Genomic DNA, 25885 nt, shown 5'->3' with positions numbered 1-25885 from the left:
TATATTAGACTGTAATTAAAAGTCAAGTATAATCAAATTTAGAAATAAAAAATTTTGATATAATATAAAAAAATCTTGCAAATATATATAAATTACTTATAATCATTAAATATACTTTATTTTTATTTTTACAGGACAAATTATGAGATATTTAATACTGCACGGACACTTCTATCAGCCGCCTAGAGAAAATCCTTTTCTTGGGGAAATACAGAAGGAAGCAAGTGCAGCTCCAGCTCATGATTGGAATGAAAGAATAACAAATGAATGCTACAGTCCTAATGCATACTCAAGAATATTAGACGGATACGGCAGAATAACTGACATGTCTAATAACTACGAATATATTAGTTTTAACTTCGGACCTACACTTATTGATTATATAGCAAAAACAAGAGAAGATCTGTTAAAACGAATATTAGAAGCTGATAAAAAAAGTATAGCAAGACTAGGATACGGCAACGCTATTGCTCAGGTATACAATCATATAATACTTCCATTAGCAAAAAAAGAAGATATGAGAGTGCAGATAAAATGGGGACTATATAATTTTGAAAAATATTTCGGAAGAAAATCCAGCGGTATGTGGCTTTCAGAAACTGCTATCAATTTGGATGTAGTTGATGCTTTATATGACTGCGGAGTTAAGTTTACAATACTATCTCCTTATCAGGCACATTATGTAAAAAATATAACCACTATAGATGTTTCAGGTGCCAAAATTGACACATCAAAACCTTATTGGCTTTACGGACATAATGGAAAAAGAGTTGCTGTATTTTTCTATGATCATTATGTATCTCAAGCTATAGCATTTGAACATTTACTCACCTCTTCAGATAAACTCGCAGAGAGAATAAGAAATGCATACGGAGAAAGAAGACTTGTTAATATAGCAACTGACGGTGAAACATACGGACACCATGAGCCGTTTGCCGACATGTGTTTAGCAAGATATTTTAAAGAAAATGTATACTATGATAATATTACCCCTACTAATTATGAACATTATTTAAGTATGTATCCTCCTACAGAAGAGGTTATACTCCATGAAGGCACAGGGAGAAGAGGTACATCTTGGAGCTGTTCACATGGTGTTGAAAGGTGGAGAAGCAACTGCGGCTGCGGAGGCTGGGAAGGGCTTGATTTATCTTGGAGAGGTCCTTTGCGTGATGCTTTCGATATATTAAGAAAAATGCAGGATAAATTATTCGCTGAATTTTTAGACTTTACTGATGAAACTAGAAACTCTTTAAGAGAAGAATATGTGCGTGCCATATATAATGATTTGGATGCAAAAGATTTATACGAAATATGCAGTAAATATATATCATTCAAAGAGTTTGTATTCTTAATGGAATCTTATAAATACTCACTATTCTCATATACTTCATGCGGCTGGTTCTTTGAAGATGTATCAAGACTTGAACCTATAAAAAATATGCAGTACGCTGAGCAGTCTTTCCATTATGCAAGATTATTAGTAAAAGATAAAAGTGTTTCTTTTGTAAATGATGCTCATAAAGAGTTTTTAAAAACATTAGAAAAATCTATAAGCAATAAGCCAGAACATCATAATGCAAGATATTTTTATGAAAAAGAAGCTAAGGTTGATGTATTTACTAAACTTTATGTTATAAACTATTTTATCTTTAATCTTGCTGCTTCTGAATACCGAGATATTAATATAAATATTTTCAAACATGAAATAAAATCAACTAAAATAGAAAAAAATTATGTAGAAGGTATATTAATAGATAATATAGCAGCTGATATATATTTCAAAGTTCATATGATTAAAGAAAACCATGAGTTTAAAAATCAAATTCAAATATCGGAAGTTTATGATAATTTAGATAAAGCTACAATTTACACAATGTATTTGAAAGATCTAACATCAGATATAAGAGATAAATTAGCAGATAGTTTATTTGAAGAGGATATCAAAAAACTAGATACTTTAATGCATCAAATATACCCAGAATACAGAAAACTATTTACATATTTTAATTTAAATAGTATAACCCCAGACTATGACTATAGAAGAATAATGGGAGCTATGGCTTCTCCTATACTTAGAGAAAAAATTACAGAAAGAGGACGCGATGCATACGATGAAGTTTCTGAAAATTTGAAAGATGCTAGAAATGCCGGAATATTTATATCAAATAGCGGTATATCAAGTTTAATAGGTGATAATATAAAAACAGCATTAAATGAATTATATAACACTGGAAATCCGTTTATAACTTATGATCTTCTAAGAGATATAAAATTTCTATCAAATAATGATATGCCTATAGACAGAAACACATTTGAAAATATTTTTTATAAAATACTGCAGAAATATAAAAACGGAGATATAAAATTTGAAAGAGATGAAGAGAAAAAATCATTTAAAGAGCTCGGATATTGGCTTAACTTTAATATGGATAATATATAAAAATATTTCACTCATTAGTATTTCTCATTATTAAACTTCCGTTAATTAAACTCAAAACAACTTTAAAAGAATTATTAGTATTGCAGTCAACATTTATTCTAATAACTTTACCAGCTTCAGAAGAATTTTTAGCTAATTCCACTTTTCCGTAGTCTTCTTTTCCAAATTTATAATTTGTTGTAATATAATAACCCTCATTTTTCCATAGATAATCAGCATATCTTACACTATAAGCTAGAACATCGTCTACTTTATTAAAAGTTAATATTTTTATATCGCCTTCATCTGATATATCTGTTCTTGGGTGAATTTTAAGACCAGTAATCTTATTAACAGAAGAAACAGCATCATTACCTATAGTATAAAATTCTTCATAAGGTTTATCTTTAGAAATAAATAAATATGTTATAATTGATACCAAGACAATTGTTATTACAGTAGATATTATTTTTTTCATTTATAAAGCCTTAAAATATTATTTGCTATAGTTTTCAATAACGTCATTCCTGCAAATAATATTAGCTATTATTTTATTGTCTTTTTTTAATCTTAATATACCAAAAATAACATATACAAAAAATATAACAAAAGAAAATATAGGTCCTAAATCATGTTCTATATTTGCCAATTTTGTTATATATGCTCCTATAAAATACCCTGCTATAAGACATATAAGAGGAATAACATAAACAAAAAAATTAGTTCCTTTTTTTAATTCTTCTACTTCTATAACTACACTGTCTCCCTTACCAGCATTTATATTATTAAAAGCCCTAAGGACAATAGGCTTACCCTTAGAACACATAGTGCATCCATCGCAGCTTGCACTTCTTTGAAGTTCAACTTTAGCTACATTATTATTATAAGTTTCTAATACCAAAGCAAATTCTCTTCTCATTTTTATTATATCCTTATGTTTGATTAAATAATCTTTTTAAAATTTTTGCAAAACAAAAACACTTCCCTGCTCTCATCTCTCGAACTTTTAGGTTTAAATACATTTACACTCTCAAAATATCCGCTAAGCTCTTTTTTGAACATCTGCAAATCTTTACCATCAAAAACTTTTATAAAAAAATGTCCATTCTCCTTTAATACATCTTTAGCCAAATTAAATATAGCCCTGCATAAAGAAACCGACCTGAAATGATTAGTTTCTCTGTCCGAAGTAGTATTCGGCATAGCATCGCTTACAACAACATCAAATAATGTATTATTAAAACTTGAAGCGTCCATATCTTTTATATCGCCTAGCATAAAAGTAAATCTCTGATGAGCAAATGAATTAGGAAGTATATCAACACCTACAACAGAGCCTGTTTTTAGTATCTTATTAAGCATATACTGACTAAAAGACCCCGGAGAACAGCCTACATCAAGAACTGTATCTGATGATTTTATAAACTTAAATTTATTTTGTGCCTCCTCCAATTTGAAAACACTTCTTGCCTTATAGTTTTCTTCTTTAGCCTTTTTAAAATAAAAATCCTGTACCTTTTTCATTGTAAAATTCAACCTGTCATTAATAATCAATCAGCAATATGATAAAATATTATAATATAAAAAAAATAAAAGCAATAGAATAAAATCTATTGCTCTTTATAATCTCTGTAATATTTATAATTTACAATACCCAATTTAATTTCTCTTCAGTTCTTGTAACTCCTACAGGCAAATTAGTAAGAACAGCTTTTTCTAATAAATTTTCAAGCCTTTTTATTCCTACTATATCTATCCTAGACATAGCTGCATATCTTATAGCATCCGGGCTTACCATAGCACAAGTTATAAGCACAGCATTAGAAATATTAGCATTTACAGCATACTCATACAAATGTACAAGCTCATCATTAAATATAGGGCTGTAAGATGTTCTGAAATATATTATTTTTTTAGGGGAATGAGGACTGCTATTTTCTTTAGCAAAAATTATTAGATATTTTTTATCTGTAGTTTTTAATGTATAAGGTATAAGTCCTATACTTGCTGTAATTTTTAAAGCTGTATTGATAAAGTCCTCGCCTTCCAATTTGAAAAACTTTTTAATATTTTCACTATATCTGGAATCTTTATAATTATTAAGTTTTTCATTAGCATCTCTGTAGTTAGGATCTATTACTATAATACCTTCCAATATTTCCATAGATTTGTTAATATTGCCTACTATATCATAACATTCTGATAAGGTATAAAGTATAGCCAAATTCAAGTCTTTATCGTAGCTTTCATAATTTATAGCTTTTTCTAAAGTTTTTATAGCAGATTCTATATTTTCAAGCTTAATATAGCAAAGCCCCATTTCATACAATGATTTTACAGCATATTCTTTATCTTTATAAGATACAGAATAATATCTAATAGCAGTTTTATAATCATCTCTGCCTTTATATGCCCTTCCCAAATTATAGTTTAGTATTGGATCATCAGGCATTTTTTTATATACATTACTCATAATGGATATAGCTTCATTATAATTGCCCATATTTACAAAACAAAAAGCCTTATATTTTAAAGCTTCAGAATTATTAGGCTGTATATCTATAGCATCAGAGAAATATTTTATAGCTGTATCATACTGTCTGTTTTTATAATATATAGTGCCTATTTCTATATCAACTATTAATTTATAATCATTTTCTTTTAATAAAGTAAGATACTGAGCTAAAGCCTCTTCTTTTCTGTCTATTTTATCCAAAGCCCTTGCTAGTGATAAAATAGTTTCTGGAGTATTGTACCCATCATCTATAGCATGTCTGTATTCTACTATTGCAAAAGAATACTCTTCCATATTAGCATAACAATCTCCTATCATAGCATGTATTTTCGCTCTTTTAGTACCGGATTTATCTTTGGCTAAAATATCTTTTAATTTAAGTAAAGCCATATCATTTTTTCCTTCTGAAATAAATGAATTAACTTTATCTATATCAGAACTTTTATTTTTTTTACTTCCAAAGAAAAATCTTTTTAATATGAGAAGTAGTGTAACAAATACACATATAAATACTAAAATATAAATACTATAGTTCATACTCTGTTCTTTTTATTTTTTATTATTCTATATATAAATTCGGATTTTTTTTACAATACTTTTAAAGTATTAAAAATAATTTTCCTATAAAAACTAACTTTTTTTTATTATGTAAAATAATATAATTTTATATCAAAAATAAAATCAGCAGTTATGAGAATAATTCCACATAACTGCAAATCAATTTTACTCAAACACAATTATCTTTTAAACAATCTTATAAATATCTTCAATACTTCAGCAGCTATGATAACAACTAATGATATTCCTATAATTTTTAGCCAAGTATTGAAGCTTAAAGGAACTGTATTGAAAAATGCTCCTGCATACTGAGTTGCTAGTATTTGAAGTACAAAAGTAATACCCATACTTAAAAGCATTAGTTTATTATTCAAAAAATATTTAAATACGCTGTCAAAACCTAATTCTCTGCTGTTGAATGAATTAAATATCTGGAACATTACAAACATAGCAAATAATACTGTAGACTGCTCAGCCTCTGCAACATTAAGTATATTCAATTTGCTTTGAAGCATAAATAATGTAATCATTACTGCTGCTGAAAATACTATTTTAAATATCATCTTTTTAGTTACTATGCTTGCATTTCTTTTTGTAGGCATTCTCTTCATCAAATTATCTCTTATAGGTTCAAGCCCCAAAGCTATAGCAGGAGGTCCATCCATAATGATGTTTATCCATAATAACTGTATAGCAGAAAAAGGAGATTTTAAACCTGTTAATGTAGAAATAAGAACAACTACTACAGAAGCTAAATTAACTGTAAGCTGAAACTGTATAAATCTCTGAAAATTATCATAGATTCCGCGTCCCCATTGAACAGCTTTAACAATAGTAGCAAATGAATCATCAAGAAGAACTATATCGCTAGCCTCTTTTGATACTTCAGTACCTGTTATACCCATAGCTACGCCAACATCAGCATTTTTTATAGCTGGAGCATCATTAATACCATCTCCTGTAACAGCAACTACATTTCCCATCTCTTTTATAGCATTAACTACACGCATTTTTACTGTAGGAGTGCTTCTTGCTATAACTGATATTTTGCTTAAATTTTGTTTTAATGTATTATCGTCCATAGCATCAATATCTTTTGCCTCAAGAACTATGCTGTTTTCATTAAGTATTTTTAATTCTCTAGCTATTGCAGTAGCAGTAACTATATTATCCCCTGTAAGCATTTTTATGTTTATGCCAGCACTTCTGCATTGCTCAACTGCATCATAAACCTCTTTTCTAACAGGGTCTGATATTGCTACAAATCCGTCATATATCATATTGCTTTCAAGTTTTTCTCTAACATTTTCAACATTATCATCAACTATTTTATGAGCAAATGCTATTACACGTTTGGCTTCATTTTGGAATTTTTCTATAGCACTTTCAATACCTTTTTTCTCTTCCTCTCCTATACTACACATAGCCATTATTTTTTCCGGGCTTCCTTTTGTAAATACAATAGTTTCATTATCTATCTTGGCAACTGTTGTCATATTTTTTGTATCTGATGAGAAAGGATATTCATATATAGTTTTTGATTTTTCTCTTATCTCTTTATAATTAAAACCGGACTTGCTTGCTGCCACAAGTAATGCACATTCTGTGGGATTTCCCAAAAACTTAGCCTGATTATCTTTATAATCTACATCTGCTGTAGAGTTGATAGCAAAGTTTTTTATAATCTTTTCATTTTTAATATTTTCAGGCTCTATATATTCACCATTAGCAAATAGTTTATTTAATGTCATTTTATTTTCTGTAAGAGTACCAGTCTTGTCAGAACAAATAACATTAACACTTCCTATAGTCTCGCATGCTACCATCTTTTTTACTAAAGCATTTTGTCTGGCCATTTTTATAATATTTATAGAAAGTGAAACTGCAACTATTGTAGGAAGTCCCTCTGGAACAGATGCTACAATCAATACTATGCTTGTAATAAATGCCTCTGATATAGTAGTAAAATTAGCATTTCCTGTTCTTACAAAATTAACCACCTGAATTATAAATACTATTAAAGCAGCAGTTATACCAAACATAGCTATTCTTTTACCAAGCTGTGCCAATTTCTCCTGCAAAGGTGTAGATGTTTTCTTTGTTTTTGAAAGCTCTCTTGCTATTTTACCAAATTCAGTTGCATCGCCTACAGAAGTAACTACCATTTTACCATTACCTGTAGTAACAAATGATCCGGAATAAGCCATATTTATTCTTTCAGCTACTGGAGTTTTTTCATCTGTGAGTATAGCTTCTGCATCTTTTTCTACTGGTTCGCTTTCTCCTGTTAAAGCAGATTCATCAATATTTAAAGATACGCTTTCTAATAATCTGCCGTCAGCCGGAAGTTTATTTCCAGTCTCTATAAAAGCAATATCACCTACAAGCAAATCTTTCTGATTGATTATTTCTATATTTCCGTCTCTTATAACCTTTACTCTAATATCTTCATTAATACTATTTAATGCCTCAAATGCTTTGGCACTTTTACCTTCCATAACTATAGTAATAGTGATAGACAAACTTATAGCTAAAAATATACCTAAGCATTCCAAAAAGTCAGCATGTCCTCCATTAAAGTAGGCAACAGTATTTACGCCTATTGCTATAATGCCAGCAAATATAAGCATTAATATCATAGGCTCTTTTAATGATTCTAATATTTTCTGCAGTAATGTAGTACCTTTTTCTTTTGTAAAGCTATTAGCACCATACTTTTCAAAACTAGCCTTTCTGCCCTCTTCATTTAATCCGATTTTAGGATCAACATTAAGGGTTTTAAGAATATCATCTTTACTTCCTAAAAAACCGTTCATTAATTACCTCTCATTTAATTATTTTTTGTTTAATTAATTTTAAAATGCATAAAAAAAGACTCATGTATAAATAAATCATCAAAGAATATAAGACATACTAATCTTTAAAGATTTATTTATACTTGAGTCTCATTAATTAAGGCTAACCAAACTCTACTAATTAAGAGCTGCGATGTTGGCTTTGCCGCGTAAATACGCCAATTACTCCCTCATGAGTATTTAATTATGTATATCATCTATGATAACATAAAAAAAAATAATGTCAATATTTGTAAATAAAAAACACAATTTTTTTTATATTTTTACACAAAACAATTAAATAACATAAAAAAGTAATATATAGTTACAAAAAAATATATGTTATGTATTGATTTTTTATATACTTGCGATATCTTTATAATAAACCATATGAAAACAAAATCTAAAAACAATCTCAAATTAAACAAGTAGGAAAATATTATGATTAAGAATTTTTCATCAATAATATTAATAAGTTTATTAGCAGCATTCTTTTTAATAAGCTGTTCTGCTTCTATTGTAGATTCAACCCAGCCTTTAAGTAATGAGGAGCTCATAGGTAATGGCGATGTCATAGAACTAGCAAAAGAACCTCAGGCAACAACAGACAATTCTATAATAAACGAATTTTTACAAAATCATAATGGAGTATATTATGCACAATATGAAGATGGAAGCCTCGATGTAAGATATATAATAGATGGTAATACAATATATAATGGATATGGAACATTAATAGATGCAACTAGAGTATTGCTTGAAAACAAACTTCAAATATATATAGCAGGAAAAACTACTAGCACGGTATCCGGATATGATATGAATGATGAAATGTATACTTTAAACTTTGGGGAAGACGGAAATATTTATCTTTTTGCAAATGCGGTATTTAAACAAGAAACATATTCCTCACAAAAAGGATATACAACAACTATTGGAGAGCCTATAGAAGGATTAAAAACATATTCTTATAATTACTACTATTATGATTATGATGACAGTAAAAAATACTATATACTTATAGATACATCTGGACAAATATATATGGATGATAACTTTGGTATAAATTATTCAAAAGCTTCATTAACTAATGGAAATGTACTCACAATAACATATACTCAGTCTGGAGGCACTGCTAATAAGCAGGATTTATATTTCTATGATAATAAATTGATATACGGAAATACTTATATAAATAATGAGCTTCAGTATGAAAAATTAGTAAAACATGATTTATTTAGCACATATAATGGAACATACAAATCAGCAGATAATAACACAACTTTAACAGTAACAACTACTGATGCTAAAATAAATACTATTACATATGGATATACGCCTGTAATTATTGGAAATACTTTAATAATATATCAATACTCCTCAAGATACCCTACTAAAGAACATAAAATTGTATTTAGCAATGATAAGACACAAGCTGTATATACTAAACCAGACGGAGGCGGAACTATCGTATTAACAAAACAAGGTGCTTAACCAATAATACAATAATAAATAAATTATTTAAAAAACCTATTCATAAATTAATATGTATAGGTTTTTTAATAAAATTTATAATTGAAAAAAAAATTATTATATGATATCCTAATAAATAATATTCTTTTTGGAGTAATAAATGAGAAGAGGTAAAAAAAATCCGTTTCAAAAAGAAGTAGAAAGAAAATTTGGAAGCAGCGGATTTGAACTTAATTCTTTCATGTCTGGAACTAAAAAAATGAAAGTTACTAAAGAAGAAATAGAAGACAGATACGATATAACTCTTGACCAGTTTGCATATTTTGCTCAGATTGCAGGATACAAAGTGCTTGCCGACAGCAAATCGCTTATTATATTTAAATAATAATAGTATTATGAAAAAAGATTTTAATGTACTTCTTCTTAATGATTTATGTTCATACGGAAAGGCTTCTTTAACTGTTAATATACCAGTATTATCATATTTTGGAATAAAAGTCTCACCGCTTATAAGCGTTCTGCTTTCAAATCATACCGCTTTTGAATCGTTCTGTGCTTTTGATTTGACTGAACAGCTAGAAAAAATAATAGAACAATTAAAATTAAGAAATCCTAAATTTAACGCTTTTTATGTTGGCTGGATATCTTCTGGAAAACAGCCTGATATTGTAATAGACATTATAAAACATTTTAATATAGACACTATTTTAATAGACCCTATACTTGGAGATAATGGCAAATTATACCCTTCTATGTCAAACGAACATGTTAAGTCTATGAAAAACATAATAAAACATGCCAATATAATAACGCCTAATATAACTGAATTAGCTGTATTACTAGATAAAGACCCATTAAAAAAATATTCAGAAGATGAAGTAAAACAAATGGCTCAAGATATTTCAAAAATGGGACCTAATACTGTAATAGTTACAAGCGTATCAAAAGATGAATATGTAGGCTGTCTATGTTACGATAATAATAATTTCATTACAAGCTATTATCCTAAAATAAATATAATGATACCGGGTACTGGAGATGCTTTCGGTTCTTCTTTATTAGGATATATACTTAAAGGCTGTTCAATAAAAGAAGCATTAGAAAAAGCTACAAAATTTATATACAAGGCGGTAGAACTATCAGTAAAAGATAATGATGACAGACTATACGGCATATCTATAGAAAAAAGACTTCATTTGCTTGACGATTAAAAAATAATATAAATATTAGTTAATCTTCGAATATGTATATAAATAAAAAAGAAGAGAGTCAAAAAATAATTAACTCTCTTCTTAAATAATTATCATTTTTACATTATCTTTTTAATTTTCTGCCTTCCTTATCAGTGAATTTGTCTAATATAATCATTACAATGTCTATAATGTACCATATACCAAATCCGCCTGCAGTAATTAGATATAATATACCTGTTCCTATTTTTCCTACATAGAATCTATGAACTGGAAGGAATATTGCTAAAATTAATGTAACAACCCAGCTCTTTTCTGAAACTTCCATAAGCTCTCCTTAAAATTTATTTACCGTACCAGTGTATACTATATAATAAAAAAATGCAATACCTAAAATAAAAGGCTAGCATCAAATACAATACCAGCCTTTGCAATTTTAATAACTAATAATTAATTAGTTCAATGACTTCAATTCTTCAACCTCTTTAGCAAAAAGTTTTAAAGCACTTTCTACTACTTCTGGTTTGGTCATATCAACACCAGCAACTTTTAAATTCTCTATAGGAGTTCTGCTTCCCCCGCTTTTTAAGAATTTCAAATAATTATCTCTGTTAGTATAGTCATTTTTAGCATTGCCTTCAAGCACTCCATTAGATAAAGCAACAGCAGCTGACATACCAGTAGCATATTTATAAACATAGAATGAACGGTAAAAATGCGGTATTCTCAAAGCCTCTAAATCGCTTGTCTCCTCAAGCACAGCATTATCTCCGAAATATTTTTTAAGCAAATCTTTATAAACGCTTCTTATAAGCTCCAATGTTGTAGGATTACCATCTTCAGCCTCTTTATGAATAATATGCTCAAACTCTGCAAACATAGTCTGTCTGAATACTGTAGCAACAAATCCGTTTATATCCTTATTAAGTAAAAATGCTTTAACTTCTTTTTTATTTTCATTTTGCATTAAATAATGAAATAAAAGTTTTTCATTAAAAGTAGATGCCACTTCCGCTTCAAATATAGTATAATCATGATGCTGAAAAGGATTATTTTTCCTGCTGTAATAGCTATGCATACTGTGTCCAGCCTCATGTGCCAATGTAAATACTGATTCAATACTTTCATCTCTGAAGTTCATTAATATATAAGGCTCTGATACATAACAGCCAGACGAGAATGCCCCGCTTGACTTACCTTTATTCTCATATTTATCAACCCATCTTGAATTAAGACCTTTTACAAGAGTAGATACATATTCATCGCCCAATGGAGATAAAGCATTTTTCAAAACGTCTACTGCCTCATTAAATGTATGATTTATTTTAATATCTTTTACTACTGGAGCATATTTGTCATACTGTCTGAAATCAGTAATTCCTAATTTATCCGCACAGTATTTATAATAGCTGTGAACCGCAGGCAAGGCATTATGTACACTTTCAATCAAACTGTCATAAACGCTTACTGGTATATCATCGCCGAATAATTCCATTTCACGTACGCTGTTGTAGTTTCTTATTCTAGCATCAAATATATCCTGTTTTATTTGACTTGCATAAAGTTCTGCCAAAGTATTTTTATGTTCATCATATTCTTTATAAAATTGTTCATAACTCTTTTTTCTTAATTCTCTGTTATCGCTTTCCTGAAAACTAGAGAATGTTGCATGCGTCAATGGTATTTTCTCTCCATTATGTTCAATTTCTCCGAAATTCAAATCGGCATCATTTAAAGTATCAAATACATTTGAAGCAGTTGAAGATAATTCGCTTTGAAGTGCCAATATTCTCTCTTCTTTTTCTGATAATGTATGAGGTTTGTATTTTAGTATTTTATTTAAATAAATTAAATAATCTTTTAATGATTCATCTTTCAAAAAACTATTCATTTTTTCATCATCTATACTCATTAATTCTGGTTCAAAATAACTCATATTAGCAGAAATCTCCGAAGAGAGTTTTGCAAATCTAGCCACTTTCACATTAGAATCATTATTAGTTAAATCTTCTGTTTGTCTTAAGAAAGCGTAAGAGCCTAATTTTTCTAAAGTTATAGAGGCTTTCATTATAGTATCTAATATATTTTTTAGCTCATTTGCCGAATCTGATAATTTTCCTCTAAACTTTGAAACGTCTTTTGAAAACTCTTCCATTATCTTAAAATCTTTTTCAAACTCTTCATCAGTTTTATATAATAAACTCAAATCCCAAGTATCATCTATTTTTACATCTTTTCTTTCTATTAGGGTGTTTAATTTATTTTCATTACTCATATAACATTTTCTCCTTAAAATAATATTTTCTATCAAAACGTATATAAAAACATATATAATCAATGTTTGTAAATTATAACATAATATTATATTTTACAAAATAAAAAATAATTATATAATAAAATAGTATAAAATAATTATTTTGAGGCAGTATATTATTTTTAATGAAAAAACAACAGCAAATTAAAGAATTAAATAAAATTATAAAAGATAACAAACTATCTAAATTAAATAATGAATTAGAAAAAATACTCTATAGTGAGTTAAAATCAGGAAATAAAATAAGAGAAGTATCAGTTGGAGGCTTTGGTGATGAAGAACACTTGTTTATTTTCTTAGATAAGCCCTTTACTTCAAAAATAGAAGTATATACTGTAAAATATAAAGAAATTAATGATCCGCATTATTGGAAAGAAGAATATACAGATTTACAAAATAAGCAGACTGTAGCCTGTTATTTTTAAAAAATAAAAAATTAAGGAGAATAAAAAATGGAAAATTTAAATTTAAACGATATAGAACAAATAATGACTTTTTATTTAATATTTAACTTTGTAATATTTGCATGTATCATATATATAATTATTTCTTTAATATTTAGAATATTCTCAAAAAAGAAAAAAATAGATGAAACAAATAAAAACAAAAAAAATAAATCAAAAAATAAAAGAAAAAAGAAAGATATAATTGACTTGTTCTGGACTGAAGATAAGGACAGCAAAGGAAGAACAATATTTAAAAGAGGTTTTCTTATAATTCTTATTGTATTTACGTTATATTATATATTTAATTCTATTAATTTTATAATTGCTAATATTGATGTAGTAAAAAAAGTTTTAAAAATTGAATAATTATATATATTTTGTTCTATTCATGTTATAATAAACAAATGAAATATTGGGGAAATGTATGAGAAGGGGTTATATAATAATGAGTATTTTTTTATCAACATTACTTGTATCCTGTAATGCTAATAAAGATAGGGTTTATCCAGAAGGTAAAATTGACTTTACCATAGTACAGACAACTGATATTCATGGAATGATTTTTCCATATAATTTTATTACAGATACTGAAGAAAATACATCTATGGCACATGTATCTTCATATTTAAAACAGCTTAAAAATGAAGGAAAAACTATTTTACTTCTTGATAATGGAGATTCACTTCAAGGTCAGCCCACAGTATACTATTATAATTTTGTTGCTACTAATAAACCTCATATATGGTCAGAAGTTTTAAACTATATGAATTATGATGCTGTAGGAGTTGGAAATCATGATATAGAGGCTGGACATAGTGTTTATGACAGATTATCAAAAGAATTAAAATCTCCTTTAATATCTGCAAATATAGTAAATGAAAATACAAAAGAACCTTATTTCAAACCATACAGCATAATAGAAAAAAATAATATAAGAATAGCAATACTAGGACTTACTGAGCCTGCTATAGATAGACAGCTTCCTAAGGTATTATATGAGGGTTTAGAAGCAGAAGATATGGTTGAATCAGCTAAAAAATGGATAAAGGTTATAAAAGATAAAGAAAAACCAGATATTATTATAGGGCTTTTTCATTCTGGGGCTAATTATACAGAAGATAAAGAAAAATATAAAAATGAAAATGCAAGTCAGTTAGTAGCTGAGCAAGTAGATGGTTTTGATATTATACTTGTAGGTCATGATCATCAAGGCTGGTCTGGATTGGGCTATGATGAAAAAACAAGACAAAAAACTAAGGAAGTAAAAAGCCCAAGCGGAAAGATAGTCCCTATATATGGGGGCATTAATGCAGCCAGAGCTATAGTTTCTATTGATGTAAGTATGCAGTATAATAAAGATAAAAAAGAATGGAATATGAAACTAGATGGAGAACTATTAGATCCTTCCTCTTTTGAGCCTGATAAAGAGTTTTTAGATAAATTTAATAATTCCAAAGAGAGTATAATTAAATGGGTGTCAAGAGATATAGGAACTTTAAATACAAAACTCACTTCCGATGAAGCAATATTCGGCGACAGTTATTTTTTAAGTTTCATACATAAACTGCAGTTTGAAATAGCTCAAAAAGAATTAGGAGAAAAAGCAGATCTTTCATTTGCTGCCCCTTTAAGTAAAGACGCTGTTTTAAATAGCGGTACTATAAAAGTAAGAGATATGTTCAATTTATATCCTTATGAAAATTTCTTCTATGTGATGAAATTAACAGGAAAGCAGATAAAAGATATTATGGAATATTCTTATGGCAGATGGTTTAATACTATGACGAATATTAATGATCATATAATATTTTTCAAAAAGGATGCAGACGGAGAATTAATTTTTAATAGCAGATACAACTCTTATGACACTCTCACACCTACATATAACTATGACAGTGTAGGAGGATTAAATTATACAGTTGATGTAACAAAACCAAGAGGAGAAAAAGTTATTATAGAATCATTAAGCGATGGAAGAGATTTTGAATTAGATAAAGAATATAAAGTTGCTATCAATTCATACAGAGGAAGCGGCGGCGGCGGACATCTTACACAAGGTGCTGGGATAGATTTAAAAACTTTACAGAACATGGATTTAGTTTTAAAATCTACTGATAAAGATTTAAGATATTATATAATAAATTGGTTTGAAGCACAGAATGGGGCTATTACAGTAGAGAAACTCAATAACTGGAAAGTAATACCTGATGATTATCTTAAAGCTGGAATAAAAAAAGACTATAAACTTTTATATCCTAATAACTAAAATATAGTGAATAACAAAAAAGCAGAGGCTCATAAAAAATAGCTTCTGCTTTTTTATTATAATGAAAAAATAATCTTCTTAATTATTATTTCTTTTTTAACTCTTCTAAATATCCAGAACTTTCAAGTTTTTGTTTAAACTCATCTTGAGAAAGAATATTTTTTATAGCTATAACTTTGATACCTTTTTCTTCTGCATGTTTAAAATCATCAACAAAAGCTATAGGACAAAATATCAAATCATAATCATCCATTTTGCAGCTATGTAAATCACAATGATCAATATGCAAATCATTTATCCCCAATGTTATTAAAGCCATTTGAGCTTTCTCTTTCATCATTAAACTAGTACCTGCTCCGTTAGCACAAGCAACTAATACTTTTAACATAATTAACTCCTTATATTAAATTTAAGATTTCTTTTTCATTCAAATCTTCAGTGATAAGTTTATTTAACTTTTCATTATCACATAAAAAATCAGCAAGTTCAAGAACAGCGTCCTGATGGCTGTTAGAATCCTCTGCTGCTAAAGTAAAAAATAAATATACTTTTTTTTCTGTTTTATAAAAATCTACTGCGTTTCTTACTTTAAGTAAACTCATAGATTTTTTTATAACCCCATTTTCAGGTCTTGAATGAGGCATAGCAACACCATCAGTAAGAACAATATAAGGACCATATTTATAAACATCATTAATAATTGCCTTAATATATTCTTCTTTTATAAAACCTTTTTTAAGCAGGCAGTAAGCTCCTATACTTAATGCTTCCTGCCAATCAGAAACACTGTCTATTATCTGTATATTATCTTTTAATAACTCTTTTAACATTTTATTTATATATTTATATAAAGGAGCTTTATACCCCCCCTATAAAAAACTATATTTTATTTTTTCATTAAACTATCTATATGTTCAACTATATCAAAACCAGCATTCAAAGCCTTAGCTATAGAACCGCCAGATTTATAAAGTATATCTCCAGCTATAAATAAGTTTTTAACAGAGCTTTCATGCTTATCATTAACTATAGGAACACCAGCCTCATCCAATTCTATATCACATCTTTTTAAGAAGTCTACAGGTGCAACTCCTCCCAAAGCATATATTACTCTGTCATAAACTTCATCAACACCATCAGTATAATGAACTAATACTTTGCCATCTTTATCTTCTATAGATTTTATATCAACACCTAATCTTGCTTTCACTTTTCCGCTTGCAATATCTTCTTTAATAGTCTCTAAATTCTTTTCATTAGGTCTTGTGAACTCTGCTTTTCTATAGTTTATAGTAACATCATTATCCTTTCCCAAAAGATAAGCATATTCAACAGCAGAGTTTCCTCCTCCCACTACTAATATCTTTTCATTTTCCTTACATTTATAAATATTGAAGTTTACAACAGCATTAAGACTTGCAGGTATAGCATAATCAGGTCTATTTGGTCTTCCCATTTTACCTATAGAAGCTACAACATATTTTGCCTCATATTGTTTATTATCAACTGTAGTTACTTCCAAATATTCACCATTATTTTTGATAGATTCAACTTCAGTATTAAACATAGCCTCTATATAGTTACCAAACAAACATTCACTAAATAAATCTAATACATCACCTTTAGTTGCTGTTTCAAATTTGATATTACCTTTCAAATCCAAAGCTTCACCTTTATAATCTTTATCTACTCTTTTATCATCTTTATAAAATTTTCTAATAGTAGTAGAGTGATTATCTCCTTTTTCTATCAAAAGCACCTTATCCATTTTTAATATAGAAGCCTCAACAGAAGCAGCAATACCGCCCGGACCGCCGCCTACTATAATTAAATTATATTTATTATCCATAAATTTTACTCCTTATTTTCAAAAATTATAAAATTAACTTTACATTAAAAATAAAAATATTTAAGAAAAATACAAATATAAAATTAAAAAATATCGATTAAACGTCTAAATTTTTAACGTATCTTGCATTAGCTTCAATAAAATCACGTCTAGGCTTAACTTCATCTCCCATAAGCATAGAAAATAACTGATCCGCCTTTTCAGCATCCTCTGTTAATACCTGATACATAAGTCTAGTTTCCGGATTCATAGTAGTTTCCCATAATTGATCAGCATTCATTTCACCCAAACCTTTATATCTTTGTATATCATATTTTCTATCTTTATTTTCAGATAATATTTTATCACGCTGTTCATCAGAATATGCATAAGTAAAGTTTTTCTTATCAAAACTTATTTTATATAGAGGAGGAACAGCTATAAATATATGTCCCAAGTCTATTAAAGGACGCATATACCTAAAGAAGAATGTTAAAAGCAAGGTTCTTATATGAGAGCCGTCAATATCAGCATCGGCCATTATAATAACTCTGCCGTATCTTATTTTAGATATATCAAATGAAGCCCCTACTCCGCAGCCTAATGCAGCAATTATAGGCTTCAAACTTTCATTGTCTATAATTTTATCAAGTCTAGCTTTTTCAACATTTAAAACTTTACCTCTAAGAGGAAGTATAGCTTGGAAATGTCTGTCTCTTCCGCCTTTAGCAGTACCGCCTGCAGAGTCTCCTTCTACAAGATATACTTCACATTTATCAACTTCCTGTTCTGAACAGTCAGCCAATTTTCCCGGAAGAGAATCACTTTCTAATGCATTTTTTCTTCTTGCTAAATCTCTAGCCTTTCTTGCAGCTTCTCTAGCATTTGCTGCAGATATAATTTTTTCTAAGATAGCTTTTATAACTTTTGGGTTTTGTGAGAAGTAGTCATTTAATCCTTCTACCACAAGTTTTTCAGTTACAGCACGCACCTCTGTATTACCTAACTTTGTTTTTGTCTGACCTTCAAACTGCGGATTAGGTATTTTTACAGATACTACGGCAACTAGTCCCTCTCTTGTATCTTCACCCATAAATGTTATTTTGTTCTTTTTATCTAGTTCCAATTTTTTAGCAAAATCTGTATAAACTCTAGTTAAAGCAGTTCTAAATCCCACTAAATGAGTACCGCCCTCTGTTGTATTAATATTATTACAGTATGTAAATATATTTTCATTATAAGCATCAACATACTGCATAGCTACTTCTACATCAGTTTTATCCTCTGTTTTATGAAGATAAATAGGCTTATCATGCAATGCTTTTTTATTCTCATTGAGGTGAGTAATAAACATCTCTATACCGCCCTCATAGTAGAATTCATTGCTTACAGTTTCAGCTTCTCTTTTATCTGTAAGTGTTATTCTTATACCTCTATTTAAGAAAGCTAATTCTCTTAATCTATTTGCAAGAATTTTATAGTCATATACTGTAGTTTCAAATATATCAGCATCAGCTTTAAATATTACAGTAGTTCCGTTCTTTGTGCTTGTTCCTACTTCTTTTACAGGCTCTTCCGGAACACCTCTATGATATACTTGTCTGTACAATTTGCCGTCTTTTCTTACCTCCGCAATAAGCTCTGTACTTAAAGCATTAACTACAGATACACCTACACCATGCAAACCGCCTGATACTTTATATGTTTCATTATCGAATTTACCTCCGGCATGCAGCTTGGTCATAACAACTTCCAAAGCAGAAATTTTTAACTTCGGATGCATATCAACTGGTATTCCTCTTCCGTCATCTTCTACTTTTATTATATTATCTTTTTCTATAGTAACAGTTATATTCTTACAATATCCTGCCATAGCTTCATCTATACTATTATCAACAACCTCATATACCAAGTGATGCAAACCTTGAGCACCTGTAGAGCCTATATACATACCCGGACGCTTTCTAACAGGGTCTAACCCTTCCAAAACTTGAATGTTTTTCGAGCTATATGTTTTTTCTGCAGCAGCCATATTTGTAATTTTCCTCTTTTATTTTAAATATTTATTAATAATATTTTTAAATTTTAATGTGCACATTATACAATGAATAACTAAATATTACAAATTTAAATTACAGTATTTAGCTATAAAAATGTTAGAATTATCTAATTTTTATAGCTTATATTGTTTATACTTTATTTTTAATAACTATATAGAAAAATCTGTACTTGAATCTGAAGAATATAACAAATTATAATCTTCTCCATTATCCATATAAGGGGCGGATGCTATTTTTACATATGATAAGCTAATATAATCTTTTATATTTTCTATTACCTCGTTTAATATAAGTCTAAATGCTATATCAACATTAATAACAATACAAAAGAAATTAATAACATATTTTCCTTTTATATTTTCAGTTTCCCCCGCACTCCAAGAATCAAGACTTCCCAAAGCATTCCAAGTTAAAACAGAGTGTAAAGCGTTGCCTATATTATTCACTGCATCATGATATTTGCTAGGCAATTCACCTTCAAACGGCTCTATCTCAAACTGCAAAATTAAATAAAAATATTCTTCTTTTGATATTTCTGTATAATCACTATATTCTTCATAAAAACTGTCTAAAAATTTTTTATAATCTCTAGCATTATCATATTTATATTCTTCAGTTTTTCCTGTATTACCTACTATGCCAGTATGTTTTACTATAAACTCATCATTAATCCAGCACTCAGCATAATACAAACAATCATCTTCCTTTTTATATAAAATAACCATATTAGGCAGTTCTTCTAAATAAGGATTTAAAGGCATACCGTAGGAATCAAAAATCTCATCTGCAACTTTTTTATATTCAGAATCTTCATTAAACATTTTTCTGATTGAAAAAGTTTTTTCTGTTTCATTATTTTTGAAGGCAGCTTCAATAGTATAATCAATATTAAATTTTACCGATATTAATTTAGAATTTTCATTATTTTCAAATATTTCTTTTACTTCTTTAAGTTCGTCTAAAGATTTTTTTATCATCTCTTTATCTAATTTCGATACAGCAGCTTCATTCATAGTAAATACACCGTCGATAAGTTCATCACCAATATAAAACTTAAAATTACAATACGGACTATCAGCTTCCCATTCTATAGGATTAATAATATTTTTTATTTCTTTTAATTTTTCTTCATCGCATAATATATAAGCTATAGCATTCAGTTTATCCTCTCCGTAATCAAGTCCTTCAAGTAAATTCTTATCACTCTCTTCATTTATATAATGATACTCCAAAGCCTCCAATGAATAATAATTCTCTATCTCATCAGCCTGTCTTAAAAACTCATAATCATTAGGCACTATTTCAAGACCTTTATTATTTGCTTCAACTGCCCCAACTTTATTTCCAAAATGAAGTCTAAGTTTAGCAAGTTCAAGCCAGCCCCAAGGATAATTAGGCTCTTCTATAACACCCCGTTCAGAGTATTTTAATGCATCTTCCAATTTACCGCAGTATATAAGAGCAACAGTATATCTGTAATACCAAGTGCCGCATCCTTTTGCATTTTTTTCAGAATACTTCATAAACTCCTTTGACATATAATAATGTTCATAATCGCCTATATTATTGCAGGCATAAGAATACCATAATGCTATATCCAAATCTTCTCTAGCCTCTTCTAATGTAAATTTATTCTCCTTTATACCATTTTCAATAAACTCTTCTAAATAGTTTAACATTTTATAAAAATATCCGCCGTTTCCGCTATGAAATGACTCTAATGTTTCTATATCTTCTTTTGATAATAATGCCATAATAAGCTCCAATTTATTTAAGTTTTATAATGCTTTTTATTATATTCATAAATTATTTTTTAATGATTTATTTATAAAATACAAACATAATATATATTATAGACATAAAATTATATTTAAACAAAATTTTTTATTTTTTTTATAATAAAAATTTTTATTTTAAAAAAACAATTATTAAAAAAATAATTGTTTACTTTTTTTACATATAACTATATAATTATAAAAAATTATATAGTTATAGGAGATTTTTATGGAAGTATCAGATAGAAGCTGGATTATAACTCTTTTATTAGCTATATTCTTACCTGTTCATAGATTTTATGTTGGCAAAATCGGTACCGGTATATTATATTGGATAACAGCCGGAGGTTTTGGAATATGGTACATAGTAGATATTGTAATGATACTGTTAGATAAGTTTACAGATAAAGAAGGCAGAAAATTAAAAAAATAATATTTTAATTAAATTAAATTGCAAAGTCAATAAAAATCAATTAACATAATAATTTATTTTTATTGACTTTTTTTGCATTTATAATATACTAAGCACGCCTAGCTTAATAAAATAGTAGGATATGCCATATGTTTTTAAACCTAGCTTTTTCTTTAATCGGCGGATTCGGACTTTTTATGTATGGTCTTAAGGTATTCTCTGACGGACTTCAGGAAAGTACAGAAAATGCACTAAAAGAGATCCTCCACAAATTAACTCAAAATAAAATATTCGGAATAGCTCTAGGTTTTTTAATAACGGCAATAGTTCAGTCAAGCAGTGCTGTTACTGTAATGACTGTAAGTTTTGTTAATGCTAATATCCTTACACTTTCTCAAGCAATAAATATCATACTAGGTGCCAATATAGGTACTACTGTTACAGGCTGGATAATATCATTAAATATAGATGTATTAGCATTACCTGCTTTAGGTTTAGGTTCTATTATAGTAACATTCGGCTCGGAAAATAGAAGATTGAGATTCTTTGGTGAAATACTGATGGGTTTTGGTATGATATTTTACGGTCTTATTCTTATGAAAATGGCTTTTGAAGGAGTAAGAGGATCCAAGGATTTTGAAAAAGTTTTCTTAATGGCAAATGCAAATACTATGTACGGCAGATTTTTATGCGTAATGATTGGTATGATTGTTACTGCTATAATACAGTCAAGCAGTGCCGCTTTGGGTGTTACTATATCATTGGCTTCAGTTGGTTTGATAGATTACCCTACTAGTGTAGCATTAATACTTGGGCAAAATATAGGTACTACAATTACAGCCGTATTGGCAACTTTGGGGGCTTCTACAAATGCTAAAAGAGCTGCTTTAGTTCACTGCTTATTTAATATATTCGGTGTTATATATATGTTCTTCTTATTCCCATACTATATAAAATTAGTTGATATAGTTGTAGGATTTATGAATATAGGAGATCCTAACCTCGTAGTAAATAATAAATATGTTAATATATCATTCTATATAGCGGCTGCTCACACAATATTTAATATTATAAACGTTATAGTATTCTACTTCCTAACAGAAAAACTAGAAAAAATAGTATGCTTCCTAATCAAAGACAAAGAAGATGAAAAACATGTCAGTGTACTTTCTGATAAATTACTTAATATGCCAGTATCAGCAGAAATAGAGGTAAGAAAAGAAGTAACTTATATGGGCGAAATTGCTAAAAAAATGCTTTCAAGAATAGAACAGCTATTTGAAAACCCTAGTGAAAGACTTCTTACTAAAATAAGAGATCATGAAAAAATGCTTGATAATACAGATCAGGAAATACATTCATTCCTACTCAAACTGCTTGGAAAAAATACTTTAAACTCAGCAAATATCGCTTCTCTTATAAATATAAGTACATACTATGAAAATCTAGGAGATAATTTAAAAGATTTAGGTAAAGCAATTATAAAAGGAAGTGAAAAAAAGACTTTATTTAATGAAACACAAAAATCAGATATATTAAAAATGATAGATAATAATAAAAAATTCATAGACTATTTATCAGAGCTAATACTTCAATACTATTCTTTAAATAAAGAAAAAACATATGATGAAGCTATGCAGAAATATCATGAAATAAAAGCATTCTATTATGAGGCAAGGCAAAGACATTATGACAATGTTGATAAATCATTGATACCTGCTTTAAATGCTCATTTATACGGAGATGTATTAGTATATTTTAACCGTTCAATTTCTAATCTCGTAAACATAGTAGAAGCCATAACAGGAAAAGATAAATAATTTATTATTGGGAATATACTTATAAAGAAAATATAATAGCTAGTTGTAAATCTTTAGCAAAAAATATAATTTAATTTGGATCATAAAAATGCACTGCTGTTTTCAAAATCAAATAAAAATATATGACTCTATTGTAGATTATATTTGGGAGAGAAGGATAAAAGTATTAAGTAGACTTGAAAGCCTAATTAATGAAAGATTAAAATAAATATTTATAATTATTTTATTTATTTGTTGGTATCCTTAAAAATATCTCTGTACCTATAGAAAGTACATTACTATTAAGTCTGTTCCAAGCCTTTATTTCGGATATATCTATATTAAATCTTCTTGCAATTATCCAAAGAGTATCTCCGCTTCTAACATGATACATTATATCCTTATATTCATAATCAGGAGGAGGCAAAGATTCAAAATAAACAAATTTACCTTCTCTTATTCTCTCCTGCTCCTCTTCATACTGAGCTAAATCAACCTGCTTTGCATTATCAAGCCCCTGTATAGGTATCATAACCTGCTGACCTATATTAAGACTTTTTGATTTTAATTTATTTATTTCTACAATAGCATTTATAGGAACACCATAAAATTTAGAAAGATGAGAAAGTGTTTCATTCATTTTTACTTCATGGCGTCTGAAAGTAACTCTCTCGCTTGCTGGTATTTTAGCAAATGTTTCATTAAATTTATTACCCAATCCTTCCGGAACCCTTAAAGGATATCTAACCATACCAGGAGGAGTTACCCCTCTAGCCAAATGCGGATTTAAAGCCTTTAAATCTTCAGTATCAGCTTCTATCATCTTAGCTATCACAGATAAATCAGCTGCATCATCAACATAAACTAAATCCCCCTGAGGAAAAACAACTTTAGGTTTATTAATTTTAAAACCAAATCTTTCAGGATTTTTAGCAATTATAACAGCAGCGACATATTTTGGTATATACTCTTCAGTTTCTTTTGGAAGCACACCTGCATCAAGTAAATCTCCAAAATCATTACTTTTTACTTCTCTAATAGCTCTTGATATTCTTCCGCCTCCTGCATTATAAGCTATTAATGCAATTACCCAAGATTTGAAGTTTTTATCAAGCCTTACTAAATGGTCAGCAGCTGCCTTTGTAGAACGCTCAGGGTCAAATCTGTCATCAGACCAATAATTTACTTTAAGATTATATATAGCACCAGTCATAGGCATAAACTGCCAAAGACCAGCTGCTCCAGCATGCGAAACTGCCTGAGGATTAAAATCGCTTTCTATTATAGGTAAATATACCAAATCCTCTGGAACACCTTTCTCTGCAAATACTTCTTTAATATAAGGCAAATATATTTGAGCTCTGTCTATAATTTTCTGCATATAAGGCTTCCAACTGCCTTGATATCTATTTATATAATAAGAAACTCTATCATTTCTAAAATCATTTACATCAAACCCTCTAAGCTCAACTACTTTTATATCACGTCCAAGAGATTCTCCGAACACACTAAGCTCATAAAGATTAACTCCTTCAAGTGCTTTTCTGATGTACATATCGAAAGTATCACAAGAGTTAACAAACAACATCATTATTACAAGAAAAATAACTATTATAGTCTTCTTTATTTTTTTAATAATAAACCTGCCTCAAAATTATTTATTTTTTTAATTAATATATTTAACATTATTATTTAAAGATTTGCAACTTTTTTAACATTTAAAAAATCGGATATTATGGTAAATAAGTTTAGATTTTATTATATAAAGTATATATTTATATAGTAGATTTGTTTCAAAACTAAATTAAAAAATATTTACACTATTTTAATTTTTAGTATTTTATAACTGGGGCTTTGCCCCACACGTATGTGCCCACTTCTTTTGGTGCCCCAAAGAAGCAGGCACAGCCCGCAGTCTCGAAGGACTGCATATTTACATACTAAAATAATAAGTTATACAACATGTAAAACATTGCTTTGATAATTTATAAAT

General features: G+C 28.6%; 22 protein-coding genes. 9 read left to right on the top strand and 13 right to left on the bottom strand.

What is annotated here, in order from left to right; genetic code table 11:
* Window positions 1-142 precede the first annotated feature (142 nt).
* On the top strand, window positions 143-2443 hold the full coding sequence (locus BMUR_RS13835; RefSeq protein ID WP_013115168.1) for a DUF3536 domain-containing protein: 2301 nt from the start codon (window positions 143-145) through the stop codon (window positions 2441-2443).
* Window positions 2444-2450: 7 nt separating this feature from the next.
* Here the strand turns inward: BMUR_RS13835 and BMUR_RS13830 are convergent, their stop codons facing one another.
* The 5 genes from BMUR_RS13830 to BMUR_RS13810 all read right to left on the bottom strand — a co-directional run bounded on the left by BMUR_RS13830 (window position 2451) and on the right by BMUR_RS13810 (window position 8311).
* A complete protein-coding gene (locus BMUR_RS13830) occupies window positions 2451-2900 on the bottom strand; it encodes a hypothetical protein (RefSeq protein ID WP_013115167.1) in 450 nt (149 codons plus the stop codon).
* An 18-nt stretch (window positions 2901-2918) separates the two neighbouring features.
* A complete protein-coding gene (locus BMUR_RS13825) occupies window positions 2919-3341 on the bottom strand; it encodes a SoxR reducing system RseC family protein (protein ID WP_013115166.1) in 423 nt (140 codons plus the stop codon).
* Window positions 3342-3364: 23 nt separating this feature from the next.
* Window positions 3365-3946 (bottom strand): SAM-dependent methyltransferase, encoded by a 582-nt coding sequence (locus tag BMUR_RS13820; protein WP_013115165.1) that lies wholly within the window; start codon window positions 3944-3946, stop codon window positions 3365-3367.
* A gap of 121 nt (window positions 3947-4067) precedes the next feature.
* Complete coding sequence (locus BMUR_RS13815) at window positions 4068-5474, bottom strand: tetratricopeptide repeat protein (RefSeq protein ID WP_013115164.1); 1407 nt, start codon at window positions 5472-5474, stop codon at window positions 4068-4070.
* 200 nt (window positions 5475-5674) lie between these two features.
* Window positions 5675-8311, bottom strand: a complete 2637-nt coding sequence (locus tag BMUR_RS13810; RefSeq protein ID WP_013115163.1) for a calcium-translocating P-type ATPase, PMCA-type — start codon at window positions 8309-8311, stop codon at window positions 5675-5677.
* A gap of 459 nt (window positions 8312-8770) precedes the next feature.
* On the opposite strand from BMUR_RS13810, the gene BMUR_RS13805 reads away from it, so the two are divergent.
* The 3 genes from BMUR_RS13805 to BMUR_RS13795 all read left to right on the top strand — a co-directional run bounded on the left by BMUR_RS13805 (window position 8771) and on the right by BMUR_RS13795 (window position 11013).
* Window positions 8771-9823 carry a hypothetical protein gene (locus BMUR_RS13805; protein ID WP_013115162.1) on the top strand — a complete coding sequence of 351 codons (1053 nt, stop codon included), beginning with the start codon at window positions 8771-8773 and terminating at the stop codon, window positions 9821-9823.
* A gap of 139 nt (window positions 9824-9962) precedes the next feature.
* The gene (locus BMUR_RS13800; RefSeq protein ID WP_013115161.1) at window positions 9963-10187 is read left to right on the top strand and encodes a hypothetical protein; all 225 of its coding nucleotides are present in this window, start codon (window positions 9963-9965) and stop codon (window positions 10185-10187) included.
* A 10-nt stretch (window positions 10188-10197) separates the two neighbouring features.
* Complete coding sequence (locus tag BMUR_RS13795) at window positions 10198-11013, top strand: pyridoxamine kinase (protein ID WP_013115160.1); 816 nt, start codon at window positions 10198-10200, stop codon at window positions 11011-11013.
* A 103-nt stretch (window positions 11014-11116) separates the two neighbouring features.
* Here BMUR_RS13795 and BMUR_RS13790 read toward each other — a convergent pair whose 3' ends face one another.
* Together BMUR_RS13790 and pepF are read right to left on the bottom strand one after the other, a co-directional pair.
* Window positions 11117-11320: a TM2 domain-containing protein gene (locus tag BMUR_RS13790; protein WP_013115159.1), complete on the bottom strand. Its 204-nt coding sequence runs from the start codon at window positions 11318-11320 to the stop codon at window positions 11117-11119.
* Window positions 11321-11446: 126 nt separating this feature from the next.
* Entirely contained in the window at window positions 11447-13267 is a 1821-nt protein-coding gene (pepF, locus tag BMUR_RS13785; protein WP_013115158.1) for an oligoendopeptidase F, read from the bottom strand.
* Between the two features lie 164 nt (window positions 13268-13431).
* Between pepF and BMUR_RS13780 the strand changes: the two genes are divergently transcribed.
* From BMUR_RS13780 to BMUR_RS13770, 3 genes are read left to right on the top strand one after another with little or no spacing between them, the layout of a single operon-like run.
* Complete coding sequence (locus BMUR_RS13780) at window positions 13432-13731, top strand: hypothetical protein (protein WP_013115157.1); 300 nt, start codon at window positions 13432-13434, stop codon at window positions 13729-13731.
* A gap of 27 nt (window positions 13732-13758) precedes the next feature.
* Window positions 13759-14118 carry a hypothetical protein gene (locus BMUR_RS13775; RefSeq protein ID WP_013115156.1) on the top strand — a complete coding sequence of 120 codons (360 nt, stop codon included), beginning with the start codon at window positions 13759-13761 and terminating at the stop codon, window positions 14116-14118.
* A 58-nt stretch (window positions 14119-14176) separates the two neighbouring features.
* Window positions 14177-16018, top strand: coding sequence for a bifunctional metallophosphatase/5'-nucleotidase (locus tag BMUR_RS13770; protein WP_013115155.1), 1842 nt, complete (start codon window positions 14177-14179; stop codon window positions 16016-16018).
* An 85-nt stretch (window positions 16019-16103) separates the two neighbouring features.
* On the opposite strand, the gene BMUR_RS13765 is transcribed toward BMUR_RS13770, so the two are convergent.
* The 5 genes from BMUR_RS13765 to BMUR_RS13745 all read right to left on the bottom strand — a co-directional run bounded on the left by BMUR_RS13765 (window position 16104) and on the right by BMUR_RS13745 (window position 21660).
* On the bottom strand, window positions 16104-16406 hold the full coding sequence (locus tag BMUR_RS13765) for a PTS sugar transporter subunit IIB (protein WP_013115154.1): 303 nt from the start codon (window positions 16404-16406) through the stop codon (window positions 16104-16106).
* 10 nt (window positions 16407-16416) lie between these two features.
* Window positions 16417-16848 (bottom strand): PTS sugar transporter subunit IIA, encoded by a 432-nt coding sequence (locus BMUR_RS13760; RefSeq protein WP_013115153.1) that lies wholly within the window; start codon window positions 16846-16848, stop codon window positions 16417-16419.
* 56 nt (window positions 16849-16904) lie between these two features.
* On the bottom strand, window positions 16905-17867 hold the full coding sequence (locus tag BMUR_RS13755; protein WP_013115152.1) for an NAD(P)-binding domain-containing protein: 963 nt from the start codon (window positions 17865-17867) through the stop codon (window positions 16905-16907).
* A gap of 97 nt (window positions 17868-17964) precedes the next feature.
* Window positions 17965-19878: a DNA topoisomerase (ATP-hydrolyzing) subunit B gene (gene gyrB / locus BMUR_RS13750; RefSeq protein ID WP_013115151.1), complete on the bottom strand. Its 1914-nt coding sequence runs from the start codon at window positions 19876-19878 to the stop codon at window positions 17965-17967.
* A 177-nt stretch (window positions 19879-20055) separates the two neighbouring features.
* On the bottom strand, window positions 20056-21660 hold the full coding sequence (locus BMUR_RS13745) for a tetratricopeptide repeat protein (protein ID WP_013115150.1): 1605 nt from the start codon (window positions 21658-21660) through the stop codon (window positions 20056-20058).
* A gap of 250 nt (window positions 21661-21910) precedes the next feature.
* Here BMUR_RS13745 and BMUR_RS13740 point away from each other — a divergent pair, with 250 nt between their 5' ends.
* Both BMUR_RS13740 and BMUR_RS13735 read left to right on the top strand, forming a co-directional pair.
* Window positions 21911-22114, top strand: a complete 204-nt coding sequence (locus tag BMUR_RS13740) for a TM2 domain-containing protein (RefSeq protein WP_013115149.1) — start codon at window positions 21911-21913, stop codon at window positions 22112-22114.
* A gap of 128 nt (window positions 22115-22242) precedes the next feature.
* Window positions 22243-23913, top strand: a complete 1671-nt coding sequence (locus BMUR_RS13735; protein ID WP_013115148.1) for a Na/Pi cotransporter family protein — start codon at window positions 22243-22245, stop codon at window positions 23911-23913.
* A 223-nt stretch (window positions 23914-24136) separates the two neighbouring features.
* On the opposite strand, the gene BMUR_RS13730 is transcribed toward BMUR_RS13735, so the two are convergent.
* Complete coding sequence (locus BMUR_RS13730; protein WP_041750020.1) at window positions 24137-25480, bottom strand: transglycosylase SLT domain-containing protein; 1344 nt, start codon at window positions 25478-25480, stop codon at window positions 24137-24139.
* Window positions 25481-25885 lie beyond the last annotated feature (405 nt).

This window comes from Brachyspira murdochii DSM 12563, assembly GCF_000092845.1.
Lineage (GTDB): Bacteria > Spirochaetota > Brachyspiria > Brachyspirales > Brachyspiraceae > Brachyspira > Brachyspira murdochii.
The sequence above is the reverse complement of the archived record's forward strand: the minus strand, read 5'-3'. Positions and strand labels throughout refer to the sequence as shown.